23 protein-coding genes and 1 riboswitch are annotated in these 26,102 nt (G+C 29.1%); of the genes, 6 read left to right on the top strand and 17 right to left on the bottom strand.

The window, feature by feature from the left end:
• Nucleotides 1-240: 240 nt before the first annotated feature.
• From IC214_RS13590 to IC214_RS13600, 3 genes are all read right to left on the bottom strand, one after another.
• Nucleotides 241-1,002 carry an epoxyqueuosine reductase gene (locus IC214_RS13590; RefSeq protein WP_227481833.1) on the bottom strand — a complete coding sequence of 254 codons (762 nt, stop codon included), beginning with the start codon at nt 1,000-1,002 and terminating at the stop codon, nt 241-243.
• Between the two features lie 145 nt (nt 1,003-1,147).
• Complete coding sequence (locus IC214_RS13595) at nt 1,148-2,965, bottom strand: exosporium glycoprotein BclB-related protein (RefSeq protein WP_227866739.1); 1,818 nt, start codon at nt 2,963-2,965, stop codon at nt 1,148-1,150.
• Between the two features lie 78 nt (nt 2,966-3,043).
• Complete coding sequence (locus IC214_RS13600) at nt 3,044-4,120, bottom strand: glycosyltransferase (protein ID WP_227435695.1); 1,077 nt, start codon at nt 4,118-4,120, stop codon at nt 3,044-3,046.
• Nucleotides 4,121-4,399: 279 nt separating this feature from the next.
• Here IC214_RS13600 and IC214_RS13605 point away from each other — a divergent pair, with 279 nt between their 5' ends.
• Nucleotides 4,400-4,891 carry a DUF2284 domain-containing protein gene (locus IC214_RS13605; protein ID WP_227435693.1) on the top strand — a complete coding sequence of 164 codons (492 nt, stop codon included), beginning with the start codon at nt 4,400-4,402 and terminating at the stop codon, nt 4,889-4,891.
• A 377-nt stretch (nt 4,892-5,268) separates the two neighbouring features.
• On the opposite strand, the gene clpP is transcribed toward IC214_RS13605, so the two are convergent.
• The 7 genes from clpP to IC214_RS13640 form a co-directional block, all read right to left on the bottom strand.
• Nucleotides 5,269-5,853, bottom strand: coding sequence for an ATP-dependent Clp endopeptidase proteolytic subunit ClpP (clpP, locus tag IC214_RS13610; protein WP_227435691.1), 585 nt, complete (start codon nt 5,851-5,853; stop codon nt 5,269-5,271).
• Nucleotides 5,850-6,332: a helix-turn-helix domain-containing protein gene (locus IC214_RS13615; RefSeq protein WP_227824512.1), complete on the bottom strand. Its 483-nt coding sequence runs from the start codon at nt 6,330-6,332 to the stop codon at nt 5,850-5,852. Before IC214_RS13615 ends, clpP begins: the two co-directional genes overlap by 4 nt.
• Before the next feature lie 134 nt (nt 6,333-6,466).
• A complete protein-coding gene (locus IC214_RS13620; RefSeq protein ID WP_227481831.1) occupies nt 6,467-6,910 on the bottom strand; it encodes a DUF3021 family protein in 444 nt (147 codons plus the stop codon).
• 15 nt (nt 6,911-6,925) lie between these two features.
• Nucleotides 6,926-7,363 (bottom strand): LytTR family DNA-binding domain-containing protein, encoded by a 438-nt coding sequence (locus IC214_RS13625; RefSeq protein ID WP_227435684.1) that lies wholly within the window; start codon nt 7,361-7,363, stop codon nt 6,926-6,928.
• Between the two features lie 57 nt (nt 7,364-7,420).
• Complete coding sequence (locus IC214_RS13630) at nt 7,421-8,278, bottom strand: ABC transporter permease (RefSeq protein WP_227481830.1); 858 nt, start codon at nt 8,276-8,278, stop codon at nt 7,421-7,423.
• The gene (locus IC214_RS13635; protein ID WP_227481829.1) at nt 8,271-9,014 is read right to left on the bottom strand and encodes an ABC transporter ATP-binding protein; all 744 of its coding nucleotides are present in this window, start codon (nt 9,012-9,014) and stop codon (nt 8,271-8,273) included. Before IC214_RS13635 ends, IC214_RS13630 begins: the two co-directional genes overlap by 8 nt.
• Nucleotides 9,015-9,182: 168 nt before the next feature.
• Nucleotides 9,183-10,589 (bottom strand): PLP-dependent aminotransferase family protein, encoded by a 1,407-nt coding sequence (locus IC214_RS13640; protein WP_227481828.1) that lies wholly within the window; start codon nt 10,587-10,589, stop codon nt 9,183-9,185.
• 114 nt (nt 10,590-10,703) lie between these two features.
• On the opposite strand from IC214_RS13640, the gene IC214_RS13645 reads away from it, so the two are divergent.
• Nucleotides 10,704-11,372, top strand: a complete 669-nt coding sequence (locus IC214_RS13645; protein WP_227824514.1) for a phenylalanine--tRNA ligase beta subunit-related protein — start codon at nt 10,704-10,706, stop codon at nt 11,370-11,372.
• A gap of 243 nt (nt 11,373-11,615) precedes the next feature.
• Here the strand turns inward: IC214_RS13645 and IC214_RS13650 are convergent, their stop codons facing one another.
• On the bottom strand, nt 11,616-12,134 hold the full coding sequence (locus IC214_RS13650; RefSeq protein ID WP_227863318.1) for a nitroreductase family protein: 519 nt from the start codon (nt 12,132-12,134) through the stop codon (nt 11,616-11,618).
• Nucleotides 12,135-12,287: 153 nt separating this feature from the next.
• Between IC214_RS13650 and IC214_RS13655 the strand changes: the two genes are divergently transcribed.
• On the top strand, nt 12,288-12,611 hold the full coding sequence (locus IC214_RS13655) for a winged helix-turn-helix transcriptional regulator (RefSeq protein WP_227435669.1): 324 nt from the start codon (nt 12,288-12,290) through the stop codon (nt 12,609-12,611).
• A 4-nt stretch (nt 12,612-12,615) separates the two neighbouring features.
• On the opposite strand, the gene IC214_RS13660 is transcribed toward IC214_RS13655, so the two are convergent.
• From IC214_RS13660 to IC214_RS13670, 3 genes are all read right to left on the bottom strand, one after another.
• Entirely contained in the window at nt 12,616-13,200 is a 585-nt protein-coding gene (locus IC214_RS13660) for a DJ-1/PfpI family protein (RefSeq protein ID WP_227481826.1), read from the bottom strand.
• 71 nt (nt 13,201-13,271) lie between these two features.
• The gene (locus IC214_RS13665; RefSeq protein WP_413926665.1) at nt 13,272-13,733 is read right to left on the bottom strand and encodes an Lrp/AsnC family transcriptional regulator; all 462 of its coding nucleotides are present in this window, start codon (nt 13,731-13,733) and stop codon (nt 13,272-13,274) included.
• Nucleotides 13,734-14,097: 364 nt separating this feature from the next.
• On the bottom strand, nt 14,098-16,977 hold the full coding sequence (locus IC214_RS13670; protein ID WP_227863317.1) for an EAL domain-containing protein: 2,880 nt from the start codon (nt 16,975-16,977) through the stop codon (nt 14,098-14,100).
• Between the two features lie 410 nt (nt 16,978-17,387).
• Nucleotides 17,388-17,546, top strand: a riboswitch (M-box (ykoK) riboswitch).
• A 360-nt stretch (nt 17,547-17,906) separates the two neighbouring features.
• Between IC214_RS13670 and mgtA the strand changes: the two genes are divergently transcribed.
• Both mgtA and IC214_RS13680 read left to right on the top strand, forming a co-directional pair.
• Nucleotides 17,907-20,597 (top strand): magnesium-translocating P-type ATPase, encoded by a 2,691-nt coding sequence (mgtA, locus tag IC214_RS13675; protein WP_227863316.1) that lies wholly within the window; start codon nt 17,907-17,909, stop codon nt 20,595-20,597.
• Between the two features lie 654 nt (nt 20,598-21,251).
• The gene (locus IC214_RS13680) at nt 21,252-22,781 is read left to right on the top strand and encodes an ABC-F family ATP-binding cassette domain-containing protein (protein ID WP_227863315.1); all 1,530 of its coding nucleotides are present in this window, start codon (nt 21,252-21,254) and stop codon (nt 22,779-22,781) included.
• A 75-nt stretch (nt 22,782-22,856) separates the two neighbouring features.
• On the opposite strand, the gene IC214_RS13685 is transcribed toward IC214_RS13680, so the two are convergent.
• From IC214_RS13685 to IC214_RS13695, 3 genes are all read right to left on the bottom strand, one after another.
• Entirely contained in the window at nt 22,857-23,570 is a 714-nt protein-coding gene (locus tag IC214_RS13685) for a response regulator transcription factor (RefSeq protein ID WP_227863314.1), read from the bottom strand.
• Between the two features lie 263 nt (nt 23,571-23,833).
• Complete coding sequence (locus IC214_RS13690; RefSeq protein WP_227860652.1) at nt 23,834-24,784, bottom strand: SDR family NAD(P)-dependent oxidoreductase; 951 nt, start codon at nt 24,782-24,784, stop codon at nt 23,834-23,836.
• A 1-nt stretch (nt 24,785) separates the two neighbouring features.
• On the bottom strand, nt 24,786-25,436 hold the full coding sequence (locus IC214_RS13695) for a PadR family transcriptional regulator (protein WP_227435647.1): 651 nt from the start codon (nt 25,434-25,436) through the stop codon (nt 24,786-24,788).
• 354 nt (nt 25,437-25,790) lie between these two features.
• Between IC214_RS13695 and IC214_RS13700 the strand changes: the two genes are divergently transcribed.
• Complete coding sequence (locus tag IC214_RS13700; protein ID WP_227435644.1) at nt 25,791-26,006, top strand: TetR/AcrR family transcriptional regulator; 216 nt, start codon at nt 25,791-25,793, stop codon at nt 26,004-26,006.
• Nucleotides 26,007-26,102: the final 96 nt, after the last annotated feature.

A 26,102-nucleotide genomic window follows, 5' to 3' on the forward strand; every position in this document is an offset into this window, starting at 1 on the left:
ATTTTTTATTAGGAATAGCAAAGGGCTATCTGTATATTAAATTTTATAGTTGCAATAGCCCTTGCTATGCAAAAATAAAGATTAAATCAAGCATAAAGTCTCACCCCTCCTTATATCACAGCGATACATATAAGTCTATCAATAGCACAAATAGTTGTCAATCAACATAATTTCTTTATTTTTTATTTATATTTGTAGTTTATTATATATCAAATTAGAATTGTTAATTAAAAGAAACTTTTACATTGATGGGTTTATTACTGAACATGGAACTCCAACTATACATTTTCCACAGATATCACATCCACCTATATAAGAATATTTTTTCTCATTTATCATACACATTTCATAACACTTATTTCTATCAAACCCATCTTCTTTTAAAGCTTCTTTCACACATTTACTTACACACTTTTTACAACTATTATTCTGTTTATACAAGCAGTATTCCTTTTCTGGTCTTTTAGTTGGTTCTAACTTTAAGCTTGTGATTATACTTCCTATCCTTCCACAACATCCTTTTTCTGTAATAAGCATATTGTTTAGACCAAAAGTTCCAAGACCTGCTATGAATGCTACATGTCTTTGTGACCAATCACTAATCAATTTATCATTATCAAAATTATATGACCCAGGAATAGCATAGGAGTCAAATCCCATGTTGCCTAGCTCTTCACATAAAAAATTATTTAAATCGGAAATCAATTTATTAGTTTCTATATAAGCTCTTGCCCAACTTTCTGAACATTCGAGCCCTCCAATATTACTATTATTTATGTTTTTATCAAAGGGTATAAAATATGTAATTATAGTCTTACCATCTTTTAAAAAATCTTTTGGCATAGCATGAGATGTTCCTACAATATTTTTTAACTGATAAAACATTTCATCTTCAGCAGAAGCATAGGCAAATAAAAGCTCTTGCCACTTTTGAGTCACATCATTTGAATTATAATAATCTTTTACAAAGTTATTCATTAATTTTTCAATTCTATTTTTCATAATATCCCCCCAAAAAAGTATCTCTTTCTAATTTAATACTATTATTTTATATTATATAATAGTATGCTATATTCTGCTCATCAATTAATATAAAAAAGCTTCTAATATCAATCAGATACTAGAAGCCTTTTTTTAATTATATAATTTAGTTAATCGAAATTCCTGCACTTGCATATCCTGCTACAGTATTAACTAATGAAAGTCCTGACGCTGTCGCTGTAAATACTAGTAAGAATCTAGTTTGTGCTGTTACTGATATATTTAATCCTGTTACAATTCCATTAGAAACTGAACCAAGTGATAATATACCTGTAAGTGGTGGAGCCAGTGTAACTGTTGCTCCTGGTACAGCTGTAAATGAGTTGTTTGGTGCAGTTGATTCATAAAGTGTAGCTGTAATTGTGACTGTTGAACCAATAAGTGAAAGCGCTGCTGTTGTACTAAAATATGCTGAAATAGATGTTATTGTTCCAGCTCTTGGCATTGAAAATGCAAAGTTAGTCAATGTTCCTGCTGCATTTGTAAGGTCTATTACTCCACCAACTATACTTAGGCCTGGAGCTGAACTTCCAAAACCTACAAATCCTGGTGTACCCACTAATCCACCAGCTATAGTTGTAAGTGCTAGTGGTATACCTGATGCAAAAGGTATTATAGCACTAGCTCCTGGTATTCCTGTTGCCCCTGTTGGACCTGTTGCTCCTGTTGGACCTGTTACTCCTGTTGGACCTGTTACTCCTGTTGGACCTGTTACTCCTGTTGGACCTGTTACTCCTGTTGCTCCAGCTGCTCCTGTATTTCCTGTTGCTCCTGTTGGGCCTGTTGCTCCATCTGCTCCTGTATTTCCTGTTGCCCCTGTTGGGCCTGTTGCTCCATCTGCTCCTGTATTTCCTGTTGCTCCTGTTGGGCCTGTTACTCCTGTTGCTCCAGCTGCTCCTGTATTTCCTGTTGCTCCTGTTGGACCTACCAATCCGTCTGCCCCTGTATTTCCTGTTGCTCCTGTTGGGCCTGTTGCTCCATCTGCTCCTGTATTTCCTGTTGCTCCTGTTGGACCTGTTGGACCTGGTACTCCATCTGCTCCTGTGTTTCCTGTTGCTCCTGTTGGACCTACTAATCCATCTGCTCCTGTTGGGCCTGTTGCTCCTGTTGCTCCTGTCACTCCTGTTATTCCTACCCCTGTTGCTCCTGTTGGACCTGTTGGACCTGTTGCTCCAGCTGCTCCTGCTGCTCCTGTTGGACCTGTTGGACCTACTAATCCATTTGCTCCTGTATCTCCTGTTGCTCCTGTTGGACCTGTTGGACCTGTTGCTCCATCTGCCCCTGTATTTCCTGTTGCTCCTGTTGGGCCTATCAATCCATTTGCTCCTGTTGCTCCTGTTGGGCCTGTTGGACCTGTTGCTCCAGGTGTTCCTGTTGCTCCTGTTGGACCTATTAAACCTGTTGCTCCTGTTATTCCTACTCCTGTTGCTCCTGTTGGACCTGTTGGGCCTGTTACTCCAAATCCTGTTGCTCCTGTTATCCCTGTTGGACCTGTTATTCCATTTGCTCCTGTTACTCCTGTTGGACCTGTTGGGCCTGTTACTCCATCTGCTCCTGTATTTCCTGTTGCTCCCGTTGGACCTGTTGGGCCTGTTACTCCAAATCCTGTTGCTCCTGTTGCTCCTGTTGGACCTACTGACCCTGTTGGACCTGTTGGACCTATTAACCCTGTTGCTCCTGTGTTTCCTGTTACTCCTGTGTTTCCTGTTGGGCCTGTTGGACCCATTGGTCCGGTTGGACCTGTTGGGCCTGTTGGACCTGTTCTACCTCTTGGACCCATTGGTCCGGTTGGACCTATACATGATGGTGGGCAACCATGATGACAGTCACAACTATTACAACTATCACAACTGCTATTGCAATCATCATAGTTGTTATCATGGTTATTACCATCAAATGGGCCAAAATATTTATTTCTACTCATTACTTAAAGCACCTCCTAATATATTTGAGCTTTCATGCTCTCTATATAATATGTCAAAATTAGTATTATTGTGACTTATCAATAACTTTTATATTTACTAAAATAATTTTCATTGTACAAAATAGCACTATCGTTAGGTTTGATTTCTTTTGCTTTTTCATGATAAGATATCGCTTTATCCATTTCTCCTAGTTTGTCATAGCATACACTTAATTGTATATATGGTAAGTATCCATAACAATCATTTGACTTAAATCCTCCATTAATGTCATTTTTATCTCTAGTTAATGCTACTTTATACCAAAAAATAGCTTCTTTATATCTTTGTCTATCAAACAAGTGCTTTCCTATATCACAGCAAACTTCTGCTCTTGGCTCATCAAATTCAAAGCTTCTAAATAAAGAATATAAGGCACTTTTTTCATCATTAATTAAGTAATAACATGTGGCTAAATCTCTGCAAGCACTTATACAATCCTCAATCCACCCTTTTGAAGAGTCTAAAAACTTAGTAAAACCTTCTATAGCATCTTTATATCTTGCATTATAATACAATTCTCTTGAGTAATAAAACTGATGTCTTGGCTCCAATATCCTACCTTCTGAAATCATTTTTTCAAAAATTCTGAGATTTCTTAAAGGGTCCTGTCTATGAAGTTTTTTATGTGATATTGCAATGTCAGAATAAAATATTTCTCCAACAAGAGGTATTACTTCATGAATAGGGTCAACCCATTTATAATTAGAACTTCTCTTAAATAAGCGTTCTCTATAATATGATAAAGTTGGTTTTCCGTTTTCATCAAATGATACATTGTATTTTGCCATGACCATATCAATAGAAGTATCTAAATTTTCTTTAACTTTTGATAGTTCTTTTCTATCCTCTTCTAAAATTATGTCATCTGCATCAAGCCACATTATATAGTCTTTAGAAGCTTTAGAAAATGAAAAATTTCTCGCAGCAGAGAAGTCATCTATCCATTCGAAATCGTACACCATGTCTGTATATTTTGAAACTATTTCTTTTGTGGAATCTGTGGAACCAGTATCTACAACTATAATTTCATCTACTAGATCCTTTACACACTCTAAACATCTGCCTATAACTTCTTCTTCATTTTTAACAATCATGCACAAACTTATTGTAATCATAATGTACAACTCCTTTGTCTTTTATATATTACAGACATAAGTAATATATGGTATTTACTCTTATTTTGTTATTGAAATATGGAAAATTTTTAACGACAAAAAATTAGTAGGTAAGTTTATTTATCATATATGTTTATAGTTCATTTTTATTTAATTCATAATTTAAATATATCGATTTGATTGATATTTATTTTTGCGTTACCATAAGTATAAGAATACGTAAAATTTAACCATTCATACAAGATAAAAAATAAAACTATTTTTGATAGGAGGTAAATTATGAAAAAATACTTTGAAATATTAAAATCTAGTGGAGCTGACATTGCAGTTTCAATAGACCCTAAAACGATTGTCACAGCAGCATGGACAATTTATAAGTGTCAGTTTGGTTGTAATACATATGGTCATAGTCATTGTTGTCCACCCAATACTCCAACCTATCAACAGACGCAAGCAATAATAGATTGTTACAAAAAAGCTATTTTATTTCGATGTCATAAAATGAGTATTGTTACTCCTTTAGCTGTTGAAATAGCAAGAGAACTTTTTTTAGATGGATATTATAAATCAATTGCTTTTGGAAGTGGCCCTTGTACAAAGTGTGCTAAATGTAATCCTGATACTTGTAGTTTTCCTAACAAGACTGCTCCATCAATGGAAGCATGTGGTATTGATGTTTTTGCTACAGTAAGGTCAAATGGACTTGAAATAAATACTTTACGAGAAAAAGGAGAAATTCAAAACCACTTTGGCTTATTATTAGTTGATTAAAAAAATTAATATTTTCTACTGAACTTTTTATATCAATTTTTTGTATTTATTATCTGCATAATAGTATGCAATTATATATTATAAACTTATATTTATAATCTTCTTTATCTTTTATCATAAGTTCATAGGATTTACATCTAAATTAACCCCTTATGCAAATTAACCAGTGTGGTCTATAAGTTATCATATCATTGCAACCACATTGGTTAATATCTCTAGAAAATCTCTAAACTGATACGTAAAATTACTATTTATTACTTATTTACTTGACATTTTAAAAAACTTCTTTTTTTAAACAAAAAAATAATCATGTTCATTTAAACATGATTATTTTGACATTAGTTATATACTATAAATTAAGCTTTTAAAATAATACTCTACTCACACTTCTCCATTATATGATCAATCAATCCATATTCTTTAGCTTCCTTTGCAGTCATAAAATTATCTCTATCTGTATCTACTCTAATATCTTCTATTGATTTTCCAGTATTCTCAGAAAGAATTCTATCTAATTTTTCCTTTGTTCTCAACATATTATCTACTGCTATTTTTACATCTGTTGCTTGCCCTTTAGCTCCACCCATAGGTTGATGTATCATAATTTCTGCATTAGGTAAGGCATATCTTTTTCCTTTTGTACCTCCAGAAAGTAAAAAAGCGCTCATACTTGCAGCCATACCAATACAAATAGTTGATACATCACATCTTACATAGTTCATAGTATCGTATATAGCAAACCCTGATGTTACAGCCCCTCCTGGGCTATTTATATATATAGTTATATCTGCATCTGGGTCTTCTGATTCTAAGAATAGTAATTGAGCTACTACTAAACTTGCAATAGCATCATTAATTTCTTCGCCTATAAATATAATTCTATCTTTTAATAGTTTTGAATATATATCATAAGACCTTTCACCTTGACCTGTCTGTTCAATTACATGTGGTACTAAACTCATGCTACTTTCACCTCACAATTAATATTAAAGTTGAGATAAGAATTGATTTCATCTCTTCTTCGTTCATAACTAATACTTGTATAAGAAATACAATCTACATTTTGGATTTGATGATTTGGATTTAAAACAAATCTTTGTTGAATAGGATAAAATTCATCTTTACTTCTATATACTTGTGGAGATTCTTTATATAAAGTTTTAAATGCTAATGTGAAAGACTGGTGTGTAGCATATCCAACTGTAAGAGCTATATCTATAATGTATTTATCTGTAAATACAAGTTGTCTAGCTGCTTCAGTAAGTCTCCTTCTTTTAATATATTGATACATAGTACATCCCACAATGTTTGTAAACATTCTGTGTAAGTGATATTTTGAATAACTAGCAACATCAGCCATTTTATCTAGATTTAGATTTTCTGTAAGATGTTCTTCTATATAATCAATGATTTCCATAATTACATCTGTATTTGTTTTCAACCTCATCATCTCCTTTTAAGTATTATAACTCATACAAGAATTTTCTTCTTAATATAAATTGCTATCTTAAATTAATGACTGATATAAAAACTCAATTAATAATAAATTTATAATTTGTTGAATTGTCTTAGCTATTATTTACTAATTTTATTTTTCCTATATTCTTTCAAACCTTTATTTAATAAAATAGATTCTTCCTTATCTCTTTTACAAGTAGCAAGTGTTATACAAAGATAGATAATAAATATAGATAGTGCTATAAACAGAGTTTGAAAAATATGACCACTATCAATCCAATTACTTTTAAATGAAAACCACAGAACGAAAACAAATAGAAAAATTATATGAATTACTTGGCGAATTAGTAACTCTTTTCTACCTAGTTCTCGTTTTGAATAAAAAATTAATGTGGATAGAGATGTGACCAATGCAATTAATAAAATCTGTTGGAAAATATTTATACTAAATGTCTCATCAGGGCTAAATACTAAACAAGAAGTAAAAACAGATATTAAAACTCCTGTAGTTATCATACAAAAATAACGAACTACATACTTTAGTGTATTTATTAAATTCATATTCAATCAACTCCTTTATATCTTTAGTTTTTTCTTCAACATTGGTACATATTGGCGTGAAATAATTGTCTTTTCACCATTATCTAGTATTACTTCAAATCTACCATTAAACGCTGGTACAATTGAGTCTATTTTTGTAAGATTTAATATTACAGACTTAGATATTCTAAGAAAGTCACTATTAAAAAAAATTTCCTCAATCTGATAAAGCTTCTTCTTAAACTCATAAACATCATTTTTACAATAAAGATAAGTGTGGTTATCTACAGATTCGAAGTAATAGACATCTAAAGGATTGATACGATAGAGTTGTTCATTTTTATATGCTATAAGAGACTCTCTTTGCATCTTGATGTTAAAAATCAATTTAAGTATTTCATCATCAATATTTCTGCATCTTATTATAATTTCATCCTCTTCTCCGTCTAAGGGAGTTTCAATTATTACCTTCACTCTAACACATCCTTTCTTTTGATTTCTATAAAAAGACTATAGTATATTTTCCTACTATTAATTTCTAGCTTTTTTTCTTGATACCATAAGTATAGTAACAAAATAAAATACTATTGCAGAAATAACTAGAAACATAATATGAATTGAATTTTCAGACAAACTTCCAATACCACCAAATGTTACTCCCATATGCTCATTAAATTCAGTTAATGCATTTGTTGAATCCACAAATGTTACTTTTGATGGAGGCTCCGTAATAATTTGTCTAAGCAATACAGTCCCATGTGAAATTGGAAATAACTTTATAAGGGTTTGCACTGCTTGAGGTAAGCTTCCAATAGGTATATAAATTCCTGTCAAGAATCCAATAAGAGTACCTATAATCGTAGAAGCAGTTGAAAATGTATCTATGCTATTTAACAAATTTACAATAAAAAATATCATTGCACTAGATGATAAAACGGTTAATAAAATTACACCAATAACCTTTATAATAGAAAGCATAGGTAAAAATTGTCCCCCACTTGATACAATATATATCTCTGCAAGTATAAATGTAAATATACTCATAATTACACCAATTAAATATGAACTTAAAATATATCCTCCTACCAGCTCTCTTGTTTTAACAGGTGAACAATAAAAATCTTTGTTTCTTTTTAACTCCTTATCCAATACTGTAACTCCAAAAGAACCCATTGTTGTAGTTACAGAAACAACAGAAATAATTCCTGCCATTGCCCAACTATTCATTAATATGTCTATATCTTTAATATTTGGATAACCTTCCTTTAAATTTTCTCCTAAAAAAATAACATAGATGCCGATTACAATTATTGCACCTAAAAAAGATGAAAATACTCCTCTTTTATTTCTTAAAAAAATCATTATATTTCTTTGTGCTATATTAAACATTTTTTTCACCTCTATTTCTAACTATATTCAAAAATACATCATCTAAATTATTTGCTTTGTATTTATATTTTAGTTCATGAGGTGAACCTTTTGCTGTTATAACACCATAGTCAAGCATTACAATATAATCAGCTTTTGAAGCCTCCTCCATATAATGGGTTGTAAGAACTATAGAAAAACCATATTGTTTTTGTAATTTTAATATAGTATCCCATACACATTTTCTAGATTCTGGGTCAAGCCCTGTTGTAGGCTCATCTAGAAACAGTATTTTAGGAGTATTTAAAAGAGCTCTTGCTATATCGGCCCTACGCTTTTGACCTCCAGACAATTTACCATATGGTCTATCTATAAATTCCATAGCTCCTACAGATAAAGCAGATTTATGCACAATTTGTCTTACTTTATCTTTATTCTTGATATAAAATTTTGCACGAATTGTAAGATTCTCTCTTACTGTCAAAAGTGAATCTAGTATACTTTCTTGAAATACTACTCCAATTTTTTCTTTAATTTTATTATCCTCTACACCTAATTTATGCCCATCTATAATCACTTCTCCGCTATCATAACTCAATAACGTACAAAGAATATCAATTGTTGTAGATTTTCCAGCACCATTAGCTCCCAGTAATGCAAACAAATTCCCTTCCTCTACATAAAAATCAATCCCTTTCACAGCTTTAAAAGTATCATAGCTTTTTTGCAAATTAATTACTTCTATTATCTTATTCATACATTTCATCTACCTTCCTTAATTGATGATTTCAGAATACAATAAGTAATTTGTCCACACAATACAACTGGAAGTATGTAGTATAAATGAATATGTGAGTTGTAAAAAAACTAAAGTAAAATACATACCTAAAAATAAGATATTGTAAAAAACCTTTCCTAATACATCTTAATTTGTATGTATTATTTTTCTAAGCATTCTTACTCCCTGTTCAATTTCATCAAAATTAAGATGAGCATATCCTAGGACAACTTCATGGTCATATTCTGCTTTATTCTCAATTGCATATTGCTGTATAGGATAAACCCTGATATTTGCTTTATAAATTTGATTGATTAGTTTTTCAGTAAAAATAACATTATAAAAATGAACAACTATGTGAAGCCCAGCTACTTGACCCTTTATTTTAAATTCATTTATAAATTCAATATTCAAAATATCAATAAGATATTTACGCTTTCTATTATATAACTTCTTCATTTTAAATATATGTTTTTCCAAACCTCCATTTTTAATAAATTCAGCTAGAACATACTGAGATATAGATTCTGTATGAACATCAGAATACATTTTTAAGGATTTATAATCATCTATTATATCATCTGGCAACAACATAAATCCCATACGAATGGCTGGAGATAGTATTTTACTAAACGAACCTATATAAATTACTTTATTTGGATTAAGTTCATAGAGGGAACTAATTGGTTGACCTTCATATCTAAATTCACTGTCATAATCGTCTTCAACTATATAGCAATTATTCTCTACTGCATATTTAATAAGTTCTAGTCTTCTTTGAATTGGTAAAATACCACCTAATGGATATTGATGTGAAGGTGTTGTATATATAAAAGAAACATCCTTTATAGATTTTATTAGGTTAGTATTTATACCTTTATCATCCACTTGAATCCCAACAACTGAATATCCCACAGTAGAAATTACCTTTAACAATCCTTTGTGAATAGGATCCTCCACAATAACTTTTTGATTATTTTTATATAAAACTTGTGATATTAAAGATAGCCCTTGTGTTGAACCAGAAACAATCATAATATTTCGTGGACTACATCTAATTCCTCTAATACGAAATAAATATTGTGATATTTCTTCTCTCAATTTCCACACCCCTGCAGTACTATTATATCTAAAATCTAAGTGTGACAAATCATGTAGTATTTGTTTATATAACTTTGATAATTCTTTGCGTGGAAATAGCTTTAATTCTGGAATTCCAGAACAGAAATCTATATAATTATTTTGTTTATACTCATGTAAACTATCTCTAATTTCAGAAGTATAGTCTAACTTAAAGTCAATTTGATGGTCTAATATTACTTTGGCTATAGTTGTGCCATAGCCATGCCTTGTTTCCAAATATCCCTCTGCAATTAATTGATTATATGCATCTAACACTGTATTTCGTGATACAGAAAGTTCTTTTGCCAAAGTTCTAGATGAAGGTAGTTTTTGTTCAAAATTTAAGCTCCCGCTTAAAATCATGTCTTTTATCTCACAATAAATTTGTCTTGACAATGATATGCCACTATTTCTATTAATTGTAATCCACATTTTAATACCTCCAAAAGTGGTTCTATAAAATTACTATAAAAATGGAACTACAAAATCCATTTTTTACTTGCTAAGATTATACCATAAAACAAAAAATTAAAAGGAGTCTAAATTATGTTAGAAATATCAAGTAACACAAAGGAAATTTATCCCAATATTAAATTTGGAGTTATGATTGTAAATATGACCTATTCAACACCTAATGAAGAAAATTTTTTACTTCTTAAAAACTCTGAAATTGAAAATATTATTGCACAAAACCCTGAATACAATCGCAAAGAAAAAATTAAAACAGAGCCTCTTTCCAACTACATAAAGTATTATAAAAAATTTAAAAAAACTTATCCTGTATTACTTCAATTAGAATCCCTTTTACTAAAATCAAAAGGTATTCCAAATGTAAATCTGCCTATTCAAGCAATGTTTTTAGCAGAATTAAAAAATCTTCTTCTAACAGCAGGACATGACCTTGATAAGATAGAATTGCCTTTAAAAATAGATTTAGCAAATGAAAATGAACATTTTTATGGTATAGGAGAAAGAAAGCAAACTCTAACAAAAGACGATTTATTTTTATCAGATAACCTTGGTATACTATCTAGTATTCTTAATGGACCAGATAATCGTACACAAATTACAAAAAAAACTAAAAATATTCTATACTTTGTATATGCTCCTGATGGAATTTATGAAAAACAAATTTATAACCACCTAAGTGATATAAAGGATTATATTTTAAGTGGTTTTCCAGACTCGAAAATTGATTTAATTGATGTATTTTAATTAATATAAATATATTTTAATTAATATCAATGTATTTTAGTTAATATAATGAAAATTTAAGCTTAGCAGATATTCAAAGTATTAGTGGGTATTCTAAGTAATTAAAATAGTGAAGTATACATCATTGTTCAACTAGATATATACTTCACTAAAATTAATTTTATATAAGTATTAACTTTTTTTAAAACTTTATTTAAAAAAATAACTCATTATATATCTCATATAGATAGTTTAATTTTATATCTAAAGAGTTTCATAAGAAACAATTTCATTTAAAGGAAGACGAGTTTTATCATGTCTATTTGGACTTTCTGGTGTTCCAACTTCGTATCCTATTAGTAATATATTTACTGGCTCAATATTATCTGACAAATTAAATTCTTCTCTAATTACATCTGGATTGAAATAGCATACCCATACACTCGCTAATCCAAGTTCAGTTGCTTGTAACATCATGTGATCAGTAACTATACTTGTATCAATATCTGTAAGTTGTTTACCATCAAAAGGCCTTGTCCAAGCTTTATACTTATCCCCACATACGATAATTGCTAATGGTGCATCATATATATTCGCAGCCTTAGAAACTTTATTAAGACCTTCTTTTTCTTGTATTACAATTAATCTTTGAGGCTGACGATTCCCCCCTGTTGGAGCTACTCTAGCAACTTCTAAAATTTTCTCAAGTTTTTCTTTTTCAACCTTTTTATCCTGATAATTACGACAAGAATATCTTTTTTTTGCGATTTCAACAAAATTCATTTATTTCCCCCCTATCATTTTATTAGGCTAAGTTGATGATTTATTTAACCTATGCTATAATCTTATCACTATAATTATATATTACAATAATGTACTTTTTTGTAACATAGTACCAAAAAGGGTACTTCAAAATATATTGAGAGGTCTAAAAAAATGAAAAAATGTTCAAGTAATTACAGTTGTCCTATAGAAGCAACCCTTGCATTGATTGGTGGTAAATACAAGACACTTATTCTTTGGCATCTTAAAGATACCACATTAAGGTTTAATGAACTTAAAAAATTAATACCTAAAGCAACTGCTAAAATGCTAACTCAACAATTACGTGAATTAGAAACAGATGGCTTAATTGTAAGAGTTGTTTATCCTGTTGTACCTCCAAAAGTTGAATATTCATTATCTGATTTTGGAAAAAGCATTATTCCTATTTTAGATGTTATGTGTGATTGGGGTTCTGATTACTTAAATAATCTTTAATTTATTATAATTTAAATCCCATAGCTAATTTTACAACTTCCATATGTTCCTTAGATGTCAACATTTCTAAAAGCTTAAAAGCTACATGTGGTGCGGTTTCTGGACAATATGAAGTTATAATGTTTCTATCTACAACAATTGGCTCATTGACTACATTTACATCAAATTTACTTAACTGTTTTTGTCTTTGACCATCTTTTAAATGATATGTAGTAGCTTTACGATTTTTTAAAACACCACTTTTACCAACAGGTAAAGCTGCTACACAAATAGTAGCAATTATCTTCCCTTTTGCATCAAACTCTCTTATTAAGTCTAAAAAAGATATATCATATGCTTCGTCATAAAATCCAAACTCTTCAAATCCTCCAGGAATAGCTAATGCATCATAATCATCTACACATATTTCATCTATTGTTTTGTCAACTAATACTGGAACATTAAATGTGCTTACAACTTGCTTTTTAAATCCACCAGTTACTACATCTATATCGTAATCATAATCATTTCTAGCCCATCCCATAACATCTACAAATACACTAAATTCCATAGTTTCAAAACCTTTTGCTAAAAAAACTAAAACTTTCATATTGTATTTTCCTCCTAAAAATATGTAAGAAAGTAGGTATTAATATAATCAATATTTTAGTATATGCTTATCTAAAAAATATCTTTGATTGTATTAATTTCCTCTTTAATTGTTGATAAAACAATGGTTGTATTAGCTTTCTGGATTCCTCTAATTTTTTTCAAAGTTATTGATATAAATTCTTCAAGTTCATTTGTATCCTCTGCTAATACTTTTATTAAATAATCATATTCTCCTGAAATGTGATGACATTCTAATACAGTGTCATACTCCAACATAGTCTTCTTAAACTCTTCTATACTTTTAGATAAATCTGTATTGATAAATACGAAAGCTAAAAGTTTATACTTTGTTTTTTCTCGATTGATTTGAATAGTATACTTTTGAATTATATTTGACTGTTCAATTTTCTTTATACGCTCTGAAACTGCTGGTATTGATAGATTAACTTGTCTACTTATTTCAGAAGTTGAGGCTCTACTGTTCTTTTTTAGAGAATTAATTATTTTTAAATCTATCTCGTCTATGTCTATTCACCTCCTTAATTATTTAATATGATTTTATCTAATAATTTAAAATAAGTAAATAATTTAAATTATTTCAATAAAATTTAATGAAATATAGTATTTATCATTAAATTTTTAAACTAATTAAATACAACATACATGACACACTTAAAATATTTAAACTAAATTAAAATTAGTATTTTTATTGTATATCAACTAAATTTTTCTAAGTGTAAAGCTAATACTCTTCGAATTATTATTTTATAGTAACAAACTTTTTTATTTTATAAAAAAAGTAATGATTATAATTTATATATTTATAAAATTACAATCATTACTTAGTATTAATAATATATGTATTTCTCTATATACATATATTATATGTATCCTTTTACATACCTTTAAATTTATCTACTTCTTTAAGAAATGTATCTTTTGGCATAGGCTTTGCATACAAATAACCTTGTGCATAGTAACAATCAATACTCATTAAAAATTCTGCTTGTTCTATCCTCTCAACACCCTCACAAATCACCTCTAATCCCAAGTCATTTGCCATCTCAACTACTTTACTAATAATCTTACCTACCTTACCTTTTCCTTCAGAATTATCTAAGAGAGATTTATCTATTTTAAGAATATCTACAGAAACTTGATTAAGAAGATGTAATGAAGAATATCCAGAACCAAAATCGTCAACAGAAATTAAAAAACCAAGTTCCTTAATCTCATTTATCATATCATTTGATATACTATCATTTTCAAATAGACTTTCAGTTATCTCAAGTTCAATGATGCTTTTAGGTATATCATATTTAGTAAGCAAACTTTGTAATCTATTTATATAATCTTTTTTCTGAAAATGTACTCTTGATTGATTTACAGAGATTGAAATGGGTTTAACTCCAGAACTTATCCAAAATCTTGTCAACTTACATACTTCTTCTAACACAAAAAAATCAACATCTATAATTCCACCACTCTTTTCAAGTATAGGTATAAATTCTCCTGGATTCATAAATCCAAGTTCTTTATGATTCCACCTAACAAGTGCTTCTGCACCAATAATGTTATTTGTTCTCATATCAAACTTAGGTTGATAATAAATCTGAAATTCATTATGTTCTAATGCATAATCTATCCTATCAACAATCTCTTTTTCTTTGTTAAGACTTTCTCTAAGAGATTCATCAAAATATATAATAGATGAATTACTTCTTTTTGCTTTTCTTCTAGCAATTTCAGCATAATCAATAGCCTTTGTAATAACAATGTCTTGCTCTTTGATAATATATACTCCAAAATTTGCCTTTACTTTAATGCCAATCCCCTTAACTTCAAAGTATGAAATACTTTTACTTATATCAATAAGAGTTAATTCCAAATCTTCTTTTAAATCATAGGGTAGGAGTAAAAGGAAATGGTCTGCTTTTACATGAGCTATTAATGCCCTGTCTCCAATAACTCTATTCAAAACTGATGCAACTTCTTTTATAATCATATCTCCAGAATCTCTACCATAATTTTCATTTATGATAGCAAACTTAGATATATCAAAAGCAATTACTGTATAAAATTTTTCTCTATGCTTTTCTAGAATTCGTGGTGCTTGATCTTCAAATCCATTGTAATTCCAAACTCCATTCTCTACATCTTTAAATGCCAAATCAAAAATATGATTGGAATGTCTTTTGTTGATTGCAATAACATAAGAAAGTACTGCTATTATAACTAAAAAGAAACAAAAAGAAATTAAAACTGTTTGAACTGGATGCTGATGAATATACTGTGATAAACTAATTTTATAGTCTTGAAAAATTGTATGCTTTGCAATAATTTCTGAATACTCATCTTTATTAAGTGCATTTATTCTCTTATCCAAAATGGAATATAATGTTGGATTTATATTTTTTCCAACACCTAAAGATATATTAGTTTTATAATCATTAACTAGAATTGCTTTTAAATTATTATAATCTTTTTGTATATAGTCTTCAGCAGAATATGTATTTACAAATGCTGCATCTGCATCTCCACTTTTTACTGCATTTATAGCTTTTTCTTCAGATTTATATCTTTGAATATTGCTACCTTTATAATGTTCTTTGATATACTCATCATTGAATGTATCGCTCTCAGCAACAGCTATATTATCAATTTTGGTATTTTTATAATTTTTAGTTATAATGCTATAGTTCAATGTCATATAAGGAGATGTAATCTTAATTCCATTCTGCTCTGACCACCCATAATCTGAATTAAAAAAACATATAACATCTGCCTTTCCCTCTTTTACCATATCAATCGATTCTTTATATGAATTAGCTTTTACATAATCTATACTTAATCCAAGCTCTTTTACAATTAAATCAAATATATCTGGTACAATACCTTTAAGTCTACCTGTATCTAAATATGATAATGGATATGAGTTTGGCATACTTACTACACGTATATGATTATTTTTTTTTAAGTAATTGCTTTCTTCCCTGGAAAGAATAAATGTATCTTTATTACTAGACTGATAGTACTTACTATATAAATTAAACTTATATGCTGGATTGTCCATCTCAATATCTTCTAAAGCTTCATTTACATCTTGTAACAGTTCAGTGTTACCTTTTTTTACAATACAATAAAATGGGGATGGAGCAAATTGCGCAATTACGCTTTCATTTTTGACTTTTCTCAAACTACTAGTTAATATAGCATCTACTTTTCCACTTTTTAATGCATTTTCCAATTCTTCCTGATTTTTAAAATATTTAAATGTGTAATTAAATCCTTTTTCATTTGCAAATTTCTTTAAATGTTCATTTCTACTATTTCCATAAAGTAGTCCAACCTTTATTCCATTAAAATTTTTATAATCATTTGGTGTATACTTTGAATTTCCACTTTTTACTGTAAGTCGTGCATAACTACTTCCCATAGGTACCTCTGAAAAATCAAATTTCTCAGCACGTTCTTTTGTATATTGTGCAGAAGTAAGTAAATCAATCTGTCCATTTTCTAACATAGTTTGACACTCTTCCCATGTACCAGATACATACTCATATGTCCAGCCAGTATACTTTGCAATCTCATGAAGATATTCATATCCATACCCATTTCTATTTCCATTTTTATCATAATCATGATATCCTTCAAAATCAAAAAAACCTACTTTTATAACACGTTTTTCTGTCTTTGCAATTGATTGTATTGGAAAACACATAAATATCATACAATTAATTAAAAATACGATGAAAATCAGTCTCTTAATTGACACAAACTTTATCCCCCCTCATATAAAACCTTCCCTCAAATTATTTATAATCATTCTAATAATACATTACTTAGATTTATATCATACATAAACTTATCATTATACTTAATACTTAAAAAAATATATGTTTATCTAAGAATAAATAAACATATATTTTTAGTGATTACTCTAAAAGTATAACTTTATATAGTAATTATATATTTTTATTTATTATAATTATATAAATATCTTAGCATACCATTAAAAGTTCAACAATACTACACCTTTGATTTTATAAGTCGCAATATTTTATGAATATATTCTGCTAGGGAAAAATATGTAATTTATAGCAAGTAATAGAAAATATTAACTGTACTTAGTTTTTTTCAAGCTATTGACAAATATTTTTTTATAGCTTACAATTTTAGAGAAATTAAATATTTCGGTAGGTGAGGCTACCATAGGGATACGGGTTGCTGCCGCAAAATAGTGGAGACACTATGAGAAGGTCAACAGTTTATGTCGATTCCAAGGCATAATCTAACGCAATTTCATCGCCCTATGAAGTTAAAGCTTGAACGATGAATGAAACAGTTTGTACTGTTTTATAAATATACTTAGGTTTTTATACCTTGGTTATTTTTATATGGATTTAAATCCCTTGTCATTGTTCTTGCTTTGACAAGGGATTTTTTAATACCTATTTGTCTATTATAGGTTTATATATTTTGAATTTAGGAGGTGGAGAAAATGGACGTAGGAAGTAGTAGTAGCATAAGCCCTGTCGGGCGAAGTAGTCACTTATTTGAAGAATACATGTACTATTTTGTACGTCTTATTTCTTCTACCTGTTTTTAATAAATATAAAATAAGCGATGTGTTTTCGTCACAGGCTTATGTCTTTACTTCCTTTTTTCTGTACAAAACAGATAATTATTAAGGAGGATTTAGACATGATAAAAAAATTAAATAAAAAATTTATTACAAGAACTTCATCTAGTTCAACTTCAAAGGAACGTTTAATTGATTCAGCTACAATGAACGCCTGTATTTTATTAAACGAATATGAAAATTCTTATAATGGCTATTGTGAAAAAATGGTTAATAAAATGCAAGATAAGTACGGCAAAAATGAAATCACTCAAAAAAAAGGTGATTCTTTTATAAAAAAACTTATAAAATCTTTTATAAATCCCTTTACTATTGTACTTCTTACTTTAGCTATAATTTCCTTTATTACAGATGTTATTTTAGCAAAACCTGATGATAAAAATGCAACTACAGTTATTATAGTCTTAACAATGGTAACTATAAGTGGTCTATTGCAATTTATTCAAGAATCTCGCTCTGGAAAAGCAGCTCAAGCTCTAAGTGAAATGGTAAATACTACTATATCAGTTATGCGTAATTCTAAAGAATTAGTGGAAATACCACTAAGAGAAGTTGTAGTTGGAGATATTATCCATCTTGCTGCTGGTGATATGGTTCCAGCTGATGTACGTATATTACAGTCTAAAGATTTATTTGTTAGTCAGTCTTCTATTACAGGAGAAAGTGAACCAATAGAAAAGTTTTATAATACTAAAAAAAGTACTTCAAATAATGTTCTTGATTTAGACAACCTTGCATTTATGGGTAGTAATGTAATCAGTGGCTCAGCTATAGCTATTGTCATTGCAGTAGGTGATTGTACTATATTTGGTTCTATTGCTCAACAAATAACAAATAAAAAAACTATAACAAGTTTTGAAAAGGGTGTTAATTCAGTTTCATGGTTACTTATAAGATTTATGTTTGTCATGGTTCCAATTGTTCTCTTTGTAAATGGCTTTACAAAAGGTGATTGGACAGAAGCATTTTTATTTGCACTTTCAGTAGCAGTTGGGCTTACACCAGAAATGTTACCAATGTTAGTATCTGCAAACCTTGCAAAAGGAGCAGTTGCTATGTCACAGAAAAAGGTTATTGTTAAAAACTTAAGTTCTATCCAAAACTTTGGCGCTATGGATATACTTTGCACTGACAAAACAGGAACTTTGACTCAAGATAAAGTAATCTTAGAATATTCTCTTGATATTCATGGCAAGGAAGATAGACGAGTTCTTCGTCATGCATTTTTAAATAGTTACCATCAAACAGGTCTTAAGAACCTTATGGATATAGCTATTATCAACCATGCAAATGAAAATGGTATGCAAGAACTTTGGAAAAACTACACAAAAATTGATGAAATCCCATTCGATTTCAATAGAAGAAGAATGAGTGTAGTTGTTAAAAATAAACTAGGAAAAACTCAGCTTATTACAAAAGGTGCTATTGAAGAAATGCTATCAATTTGTACTCATGTTGAATATAAAGGTGATATTCAGTTAATCACTAATGAAATACGTAAGGAAATTCTTACAACTGTTTCTAAGTATAATGATGAGGGGATGAGAGTTTTAGGCATTGCCCAAAAAAACAACCCTTCACCTATAGATTCTTTTTCAGTTTCTGACGAAAGTAACATGGTTTTAATAGGTTATCTTGCATTTTTAGACCCTCCAAAAAAAAGTACAGCTAATGCTATAAAAGCATTACTTGAAAATGGAGTTGATGTAAAAGTCCTAACTGGTGATAATGATGCAGTAACAAAATGTATTTGTAAACAAGTAGGCATTAAAGTTAAAAATATCCTACTTGGTTCAGATATAGAAGACATGAGTGATACTAAACTTGATGAAATGGTGAAATGTACAAGTATATTTGCAAAACTTTCTCCAGAGCAAAAATCTCGTATAGTCGCATCTCTTCGTAGAAATGGTCATACGGTTGGTTTTATGGGTGATGGTATAAATGATGCTGCTGCTATGAAAGAATCTGATGTTGGAATATCTGTTGATACAGCTGTTGATATTGCTAAGGAATGTGCAAATATTATACTGCTTGAAAAAGACCTTATGGTATTAGAAGAAGGTGTTATTGAAGGAAGAAAAACATATGCAAATATTATAAAGTATATAAAGGTGACAGCAAGTTCTAATTTTGGCAATATGTTTTCTGTATTAATAGCAAGTGCATTTCTACCATTTTTACCAATGTTACCAATTCAAATTTTAGTGCTAAACTTAATCTATGATATCTCATGTATAACTATTCCATGGGATAATGTAGATGATGATTATCTAAAAATCCCAAGAAAATGGGACTCATCATCTATAAGTAAATTTATGACTTGGATTGGTCCAACTAGTTCAATATTTGATATTACAACATATATATTAATGTATTTTTTCATATGTCCAAGAGTATTTGGCGGAAGTTTTCATAGCTTAGATACTACAAGTCAACTTGGTTTTATATCTCTATTTCATGCAGGATGGTTTGTAGAATCTTTATGGTCTCAAACATTGGTTATTCATATGATAAGAACTCCACACATTCCATTTGTTAAAAGTAGAGCTTCATGGAGACTAACGCTCTTAACAACAATAGGAATTACAATTGGAACTATTATACCTTATACATCATTTGGAAATGCTATTGGTATGATTCCACTGCCAAATATCTATTTTATAGGGTTAATTTTTACTATCTTATCTTATATGGTATTGGTAACTATGATAAAAAAAATCTTTATAAAAAAATATGGAGAATTGCTATAATTTAAATATTTATATAATATATAATATATAAATATTTTAAAATATATTCAAATAAAAGAAGCTATTTACTTTTTTAAAATCTTGTAAGTAGCTTCTATTTTATTGTAATTAATTTATATCCTTTATTTTTATAATATAACTTAAACTTATTGTATTATAAAAGTTCTCGTGTAAAAATATCTTTTATATTGACTATAATTAAGTATTATGATAACATGATTTAAGCTATAATTAGTGATATATGTATTAAATTAAATGAAAAAAATCAAAAGTACAATAGTGCAATTTAAATATAAATGAATTAGAATTAATATTGAGATTAGGATGTGAATAATTATGATTTATATAAAATTAGTTAAACTTGTTAGAAAACTTAACTCTACACAAATGTATATGATGAAGCGTTGTGTAGAGGTTAATCTGGAAGCTTAAAGCTTCTATCTTCATCGGCAAATATAGGTTTAGTGTAGTTTTTTAGCTATGCTTATTTAAATTTACCTATTTGCCGATAGATATATAGATTTTATGGCCATAGATAGCAATGCTTATCTATGGCCTTTTGTTTTTCCAAAAGCAGAGGTCGGCATTTTATAATGCTATTCCTCTGCTTTTTTATTTTCATAAAATTTTTATAGTAAAAAAGGAGTTTGAATTATGAGTTTATTAAAAGTAAATAATTTATCACAATGTTTTATGGATAAATCACTGTACGAAAAAGCTGACTTTGATTTATTTAAAGGCGAACATATAGGTGTGGTTGGCCAAAATGGTGTAGGTAAAAGCACCTTAATTAAAATTTTATTAGGAGAAGTTATCCCAGATACAGGAGAGATTAAGTGGCAACCTAATATCAAAATAGGTCATTTGGACCAATATGCAGATATTAATAGAGATACAACAATATCATTGTATTTACACACTGCATTTGAAGACCTCTATAAAATAGAGAAAGAAATGAATTTGCTATATCAAGAAAGTTCTATATCTGGAAATGAGCAACAACTTATTAAGGCATCAACTTATCAAGAGCAATTAATAGCAAGTGATTTCTACTCTATAGACAATGAAATAAATAAGGTAGCAAATGGTCTTGGACTAGATTCAATAGGAATGAATCGTATTATTGGGGAACTTAGTGGAGGTCAAAGAGCAAAAGTAATTATGGCAAAATTACTACTTTCTAATTATGAAGTTTTATTATTAGATGAACCAACAAATTTTTTAGACAAAGAGCATGTTGAATGGCTTGCCAATTATCTAAATACATTTAGAGGTGCATTTATTGTAGTCTCCCATGATTTCGACTTTCTAGAAAAAATTTCCACAGGTATTCTCGATATAGAATTTGGAATGATTAAAAAGTATCATGGAAAATACTCAGAATTTCTTAAACAAAAATCACACTTAAGAGAGGATTATATTAGAAAATATCAAGCGCAACAAAAGAAAATAGAAAAAGAAGAAACATTTATACGTAAAAATAAGGCTGGTGTAAATTCAAAAATTGCAAGAGGAAGACAAAAACAATTGGATAGAATAGAAAAAATAGCTCCTCCTAACTTTACAGGAAAACCATGTATCCAATTTGCAGAAATTGAAATATCTGTGCAAAACGCACTCACAGTAACTAATCTTGAAGTTGGATACTATTATCCATTACTACCAAAATTAAATTTTTCTGTTAATGCAGGTCAAAAAGTAGTTATAACTGGATTTAATGGAATTGGTAAATCCACTTTGTTAAAAACATTGGTTAAAGATATCCCTTGTATTTCTGGAAGCTTCCTCTTTTCAGACCAGATAAAAATTGGTTATTATGAGCAGGATTTAAAATGGGAAAATCCTATTAAAACACCACTTCAAATAATGGCAGATATATATCCAAAATTAAGCACAAAGGAAATCAGACGCTCTTTAGCCAAGTGTGGTGTAAAAGAAGAACATGTTTCAAGAAGTGTTTCCACACTAAGTGGTGGTGAACAGTCTAAGGTTAAATTATGTTGTGTGATGTTGTCACCTTGTAATTTCTTGATTTTAGATGAACCAACTAACCACTTTGATGCAGAAACAAAAGATGCTTTACAAAATGCTTTGAAACAATTTAAGGGAAGTATTATTTTAGTTTCTCACGAAGAAAAGTTTTATAAAGGTTGGATTGACAAGGTATTTAATTTGAAATCGTAAATATTTTACTAAAGTATAAGCATATTAATAGGCACTCATAAATGAGTGCCTAAAAAACAATCACTAAAATTCATCCTAATCAACTCTATTCACAAGCTTATATCCAAGCCCTTTGACTGTTATAAGTATTTTAGGATTTGAAGGATTATCTTCAATCTTTTCTCTTAGATGTCTTATATGTACCATAATTGTATTGTCGCATATACTACTATATACACCCCATACCTGTTCATAAAGACTTTCTTTTCCTATAATTTTATTTAAATTTTGAGCCATATAACTTAAAAGCTGATATTCTCTACCTGTTAACTCAATTTCATTTGCATCTTTATACACACGGCATCCTTCTGTATCAACTGTAATATTACCTAACCTAATTATTGAATTTTCTGATGATACAACACTTTGATATTGTTGTCTACGCAACTGAGATTTGACTCTAAAAACAACTTCTCTTGGACTAAATGGCTTTGTTATATAATCATCTCCTCCACTACTAAGACCAAGTATTTTGTCAATATCATCATCTTTTGATGAAAGAAAGAGAATTGAACAATATGAAAACTCTCTAATTTTTTTGCACACTTCTATGCCATCTACATCAGGTAACATTATGTCGAGAATAACAACATCTGGACATTCTATCTTACACAAAGAAATCGTATCTAAGCCATTATAAGCTTTAACAATATTTTTAAAGCCATCCTTTATCAATACTTCCTCAATTAAATTTATTATATCTTTTTCATCATCAACAAGTAATATTTTCTTATCAAAGTATGTTTCCATAGTAAAATCACTCCTAATAAAGAGTTATTGTCTTTTATCTACTAACCCTCTAACTCTATGTGTTCTGCTTAAAGTATATTCAAATAATTAAACAAAATCAAGTACATATCAATTATAAATTAAATTATAGCTAATTGTAATCTTTCTCATATTAATTCAAACAATTAAATAACGTTTGAACAGAATTATCAAGAATATTCCATCCTTTTAGAAATATTAATAAGATTATGTTGTTGCTATAATAACCTTATGAATTATATGTGTTATGCTAGCAAATTACATTTAGCATTTTCAACATATTGTTTACATATAGTCCATACTTTCTCTATTGTCTCTTTGTTATTGACATAAGGTGGATAAACATCTGTGCTTGTAATGCTTTTTATAAATGATATTGAGTCATTAGCCATTTCAACAATCTTTCCTTGGTGATTTATTAGTTTTCCAGTCATACCTGTATAAACATTAGAGGTGCAAATCGAAAAGTAAGCCTCTCCAATAATTTCTGATTTTGGTATAATAATGTTTTGTAAAAATGCAAGTACTTTCCAATACGAATTAAATTTCTTAATTGTTTCTTTACTCATTTTTGTTGCTGGAACCATAATTGCATTTACACTTATATTATAAGGCTTGTATTCTTGTTTCATCATACTTGTAACCATAAGTAAAGCTATTTTAGAATCTCCATAAATTTTATAAGAATTATATTCTTTATCTTCTACAGTTTCACCACTTAAAACTCCAAAATTAATTTTTCTTCTTTCATCAAAAAAATGCTTTATATTTGTACTACATACATTTAGAATTTTAGGATTTTTTGATTTAGCAAGCATATCCAATAATAAATTGGTCATAAGAACTGGCCCAAATAGATTGGTAGCAAATGTTAATTCTATACCATCAATACTTCGTTGAAAATTTTTTTCTCCATGTTTAAAATGTCCAGCATTATGGATTAAGATATCCAATACATTGTATTTTTTTTTATAGGTCTCACAAAAACTATAAATTGATTGTCTCGATGAAATATCTAGTTGAAGCAAATCCACATTAATATTTTTAGTTTTAGCTATAATTTCCTGACACACGGGTTCACTAATCTGAATATTACGACATGCCATTATAATCCTATAACCCTCTGATGCAAACTTAAATACTGCTGCCTTTCCTATCCCTGAATTAGCTCCAGTTATTATTACAGTTCCTTTCATGTTAGCTACCCCCTTTTCCTTGATTCTGACTATTGTTTGGCCACTCATTAATTAATTTCTTCTTTAAATTTTCAAACCATGCTATTTCAAAATTTGTCCTGTCAATTCCAAACTTTAAGGTCAATAACTCAAAATCAATTATATCTTGAATATCTCTTTGTATGTTGGAATGTTCAGTATCTTGTAAAAAGTGATTAAACTGTTCTTGATTTTCTTCTAGATAGGTAATATACTGTAATTTTGCAACATTGATGTCTTGTATTTTGATATTCTCCAACTGCTCTCTTTCCTTTTTGAGGTCAACAATATAAGATTGAATTAGTGACAATCTTTTTTGTGTTGGAACAAATCCCATAAAAAATAATTTACTTAATTCCATATCCTTCACTTTACCTGCAACCATAGACGTCTCTACCCATTCTAAAAAACATGCTTTTCCTGCATCCGTTAATGAATAAAATTTCTTATTGACACTATTTTCAACAAACTCTTCATACACTATCATCTTCTTTTCAAGCAACTTTTTTATTGCCGCTTGAATACTTCCCATACTGTTGCTACACATCGAAGTGAAATTCATTTCTATGACACTTCTCAGTTCATAAATTGTCAGCTTCTTAAGCATAAGTAATCCTAAAATAATTTTGTCCATTTTATTTACTCTCCTTTTATATTACTAATAGTAACATTTCTAATAGATAAAATCAATCACTAAAAAAGTCAAAGTAACACCTTTAAAATCGCAGTAATAATCTTTTAAGAACTCTAGAAAATTAATTTTATATAGATTTTATAGCTTTAATAAGAAAACATTAATAGTCTTAATGATAACACCTAGAATATTTTAAGATAAATAATTAAAGATTTGTATCATACTTCCACATGTGTAAGCTTTAATATTTTATATTATAAGAACAATATTCTGTTTATAATTGACTTTATCTAAATCGTATTATAAAATACAAACAGAACAATATTCTGTTTATTTGAATAAGATGCTAATTTTATGGCAAGAAAATCTGCTTTAGAAGGAGGGAAAAGAGAAGAAATACTAGATTCTGCTATTCAATTATTTTTAAAGTATGGGTATGAAATCATCTCTGTTAGCATGATATTAAATAAGGTTAATGGAGAAGTTGGAATGTTTTATCATTATTTTAGCTCTAAGCAAGAGCTATTTTACAAATCATTAGAGCATTTCACTATTTTACAAATTAGTTAATAATAAGGTCCAATAAAAATAAACAGCATACAGTTATTTCTGAATTTTTAGGTAGAACGTTAAAAGTTCTACCTCTTATATTTACAAAGTGAATAT

This window comes from Clostridioides sp. ES-S-0190-01 (assembly GCF_020658275.1).
Lineage (GTDB): Bacteria > Bacillota > Clostridia > Peptostreptococcales > Peptostreptococcaceae > Clostridioides.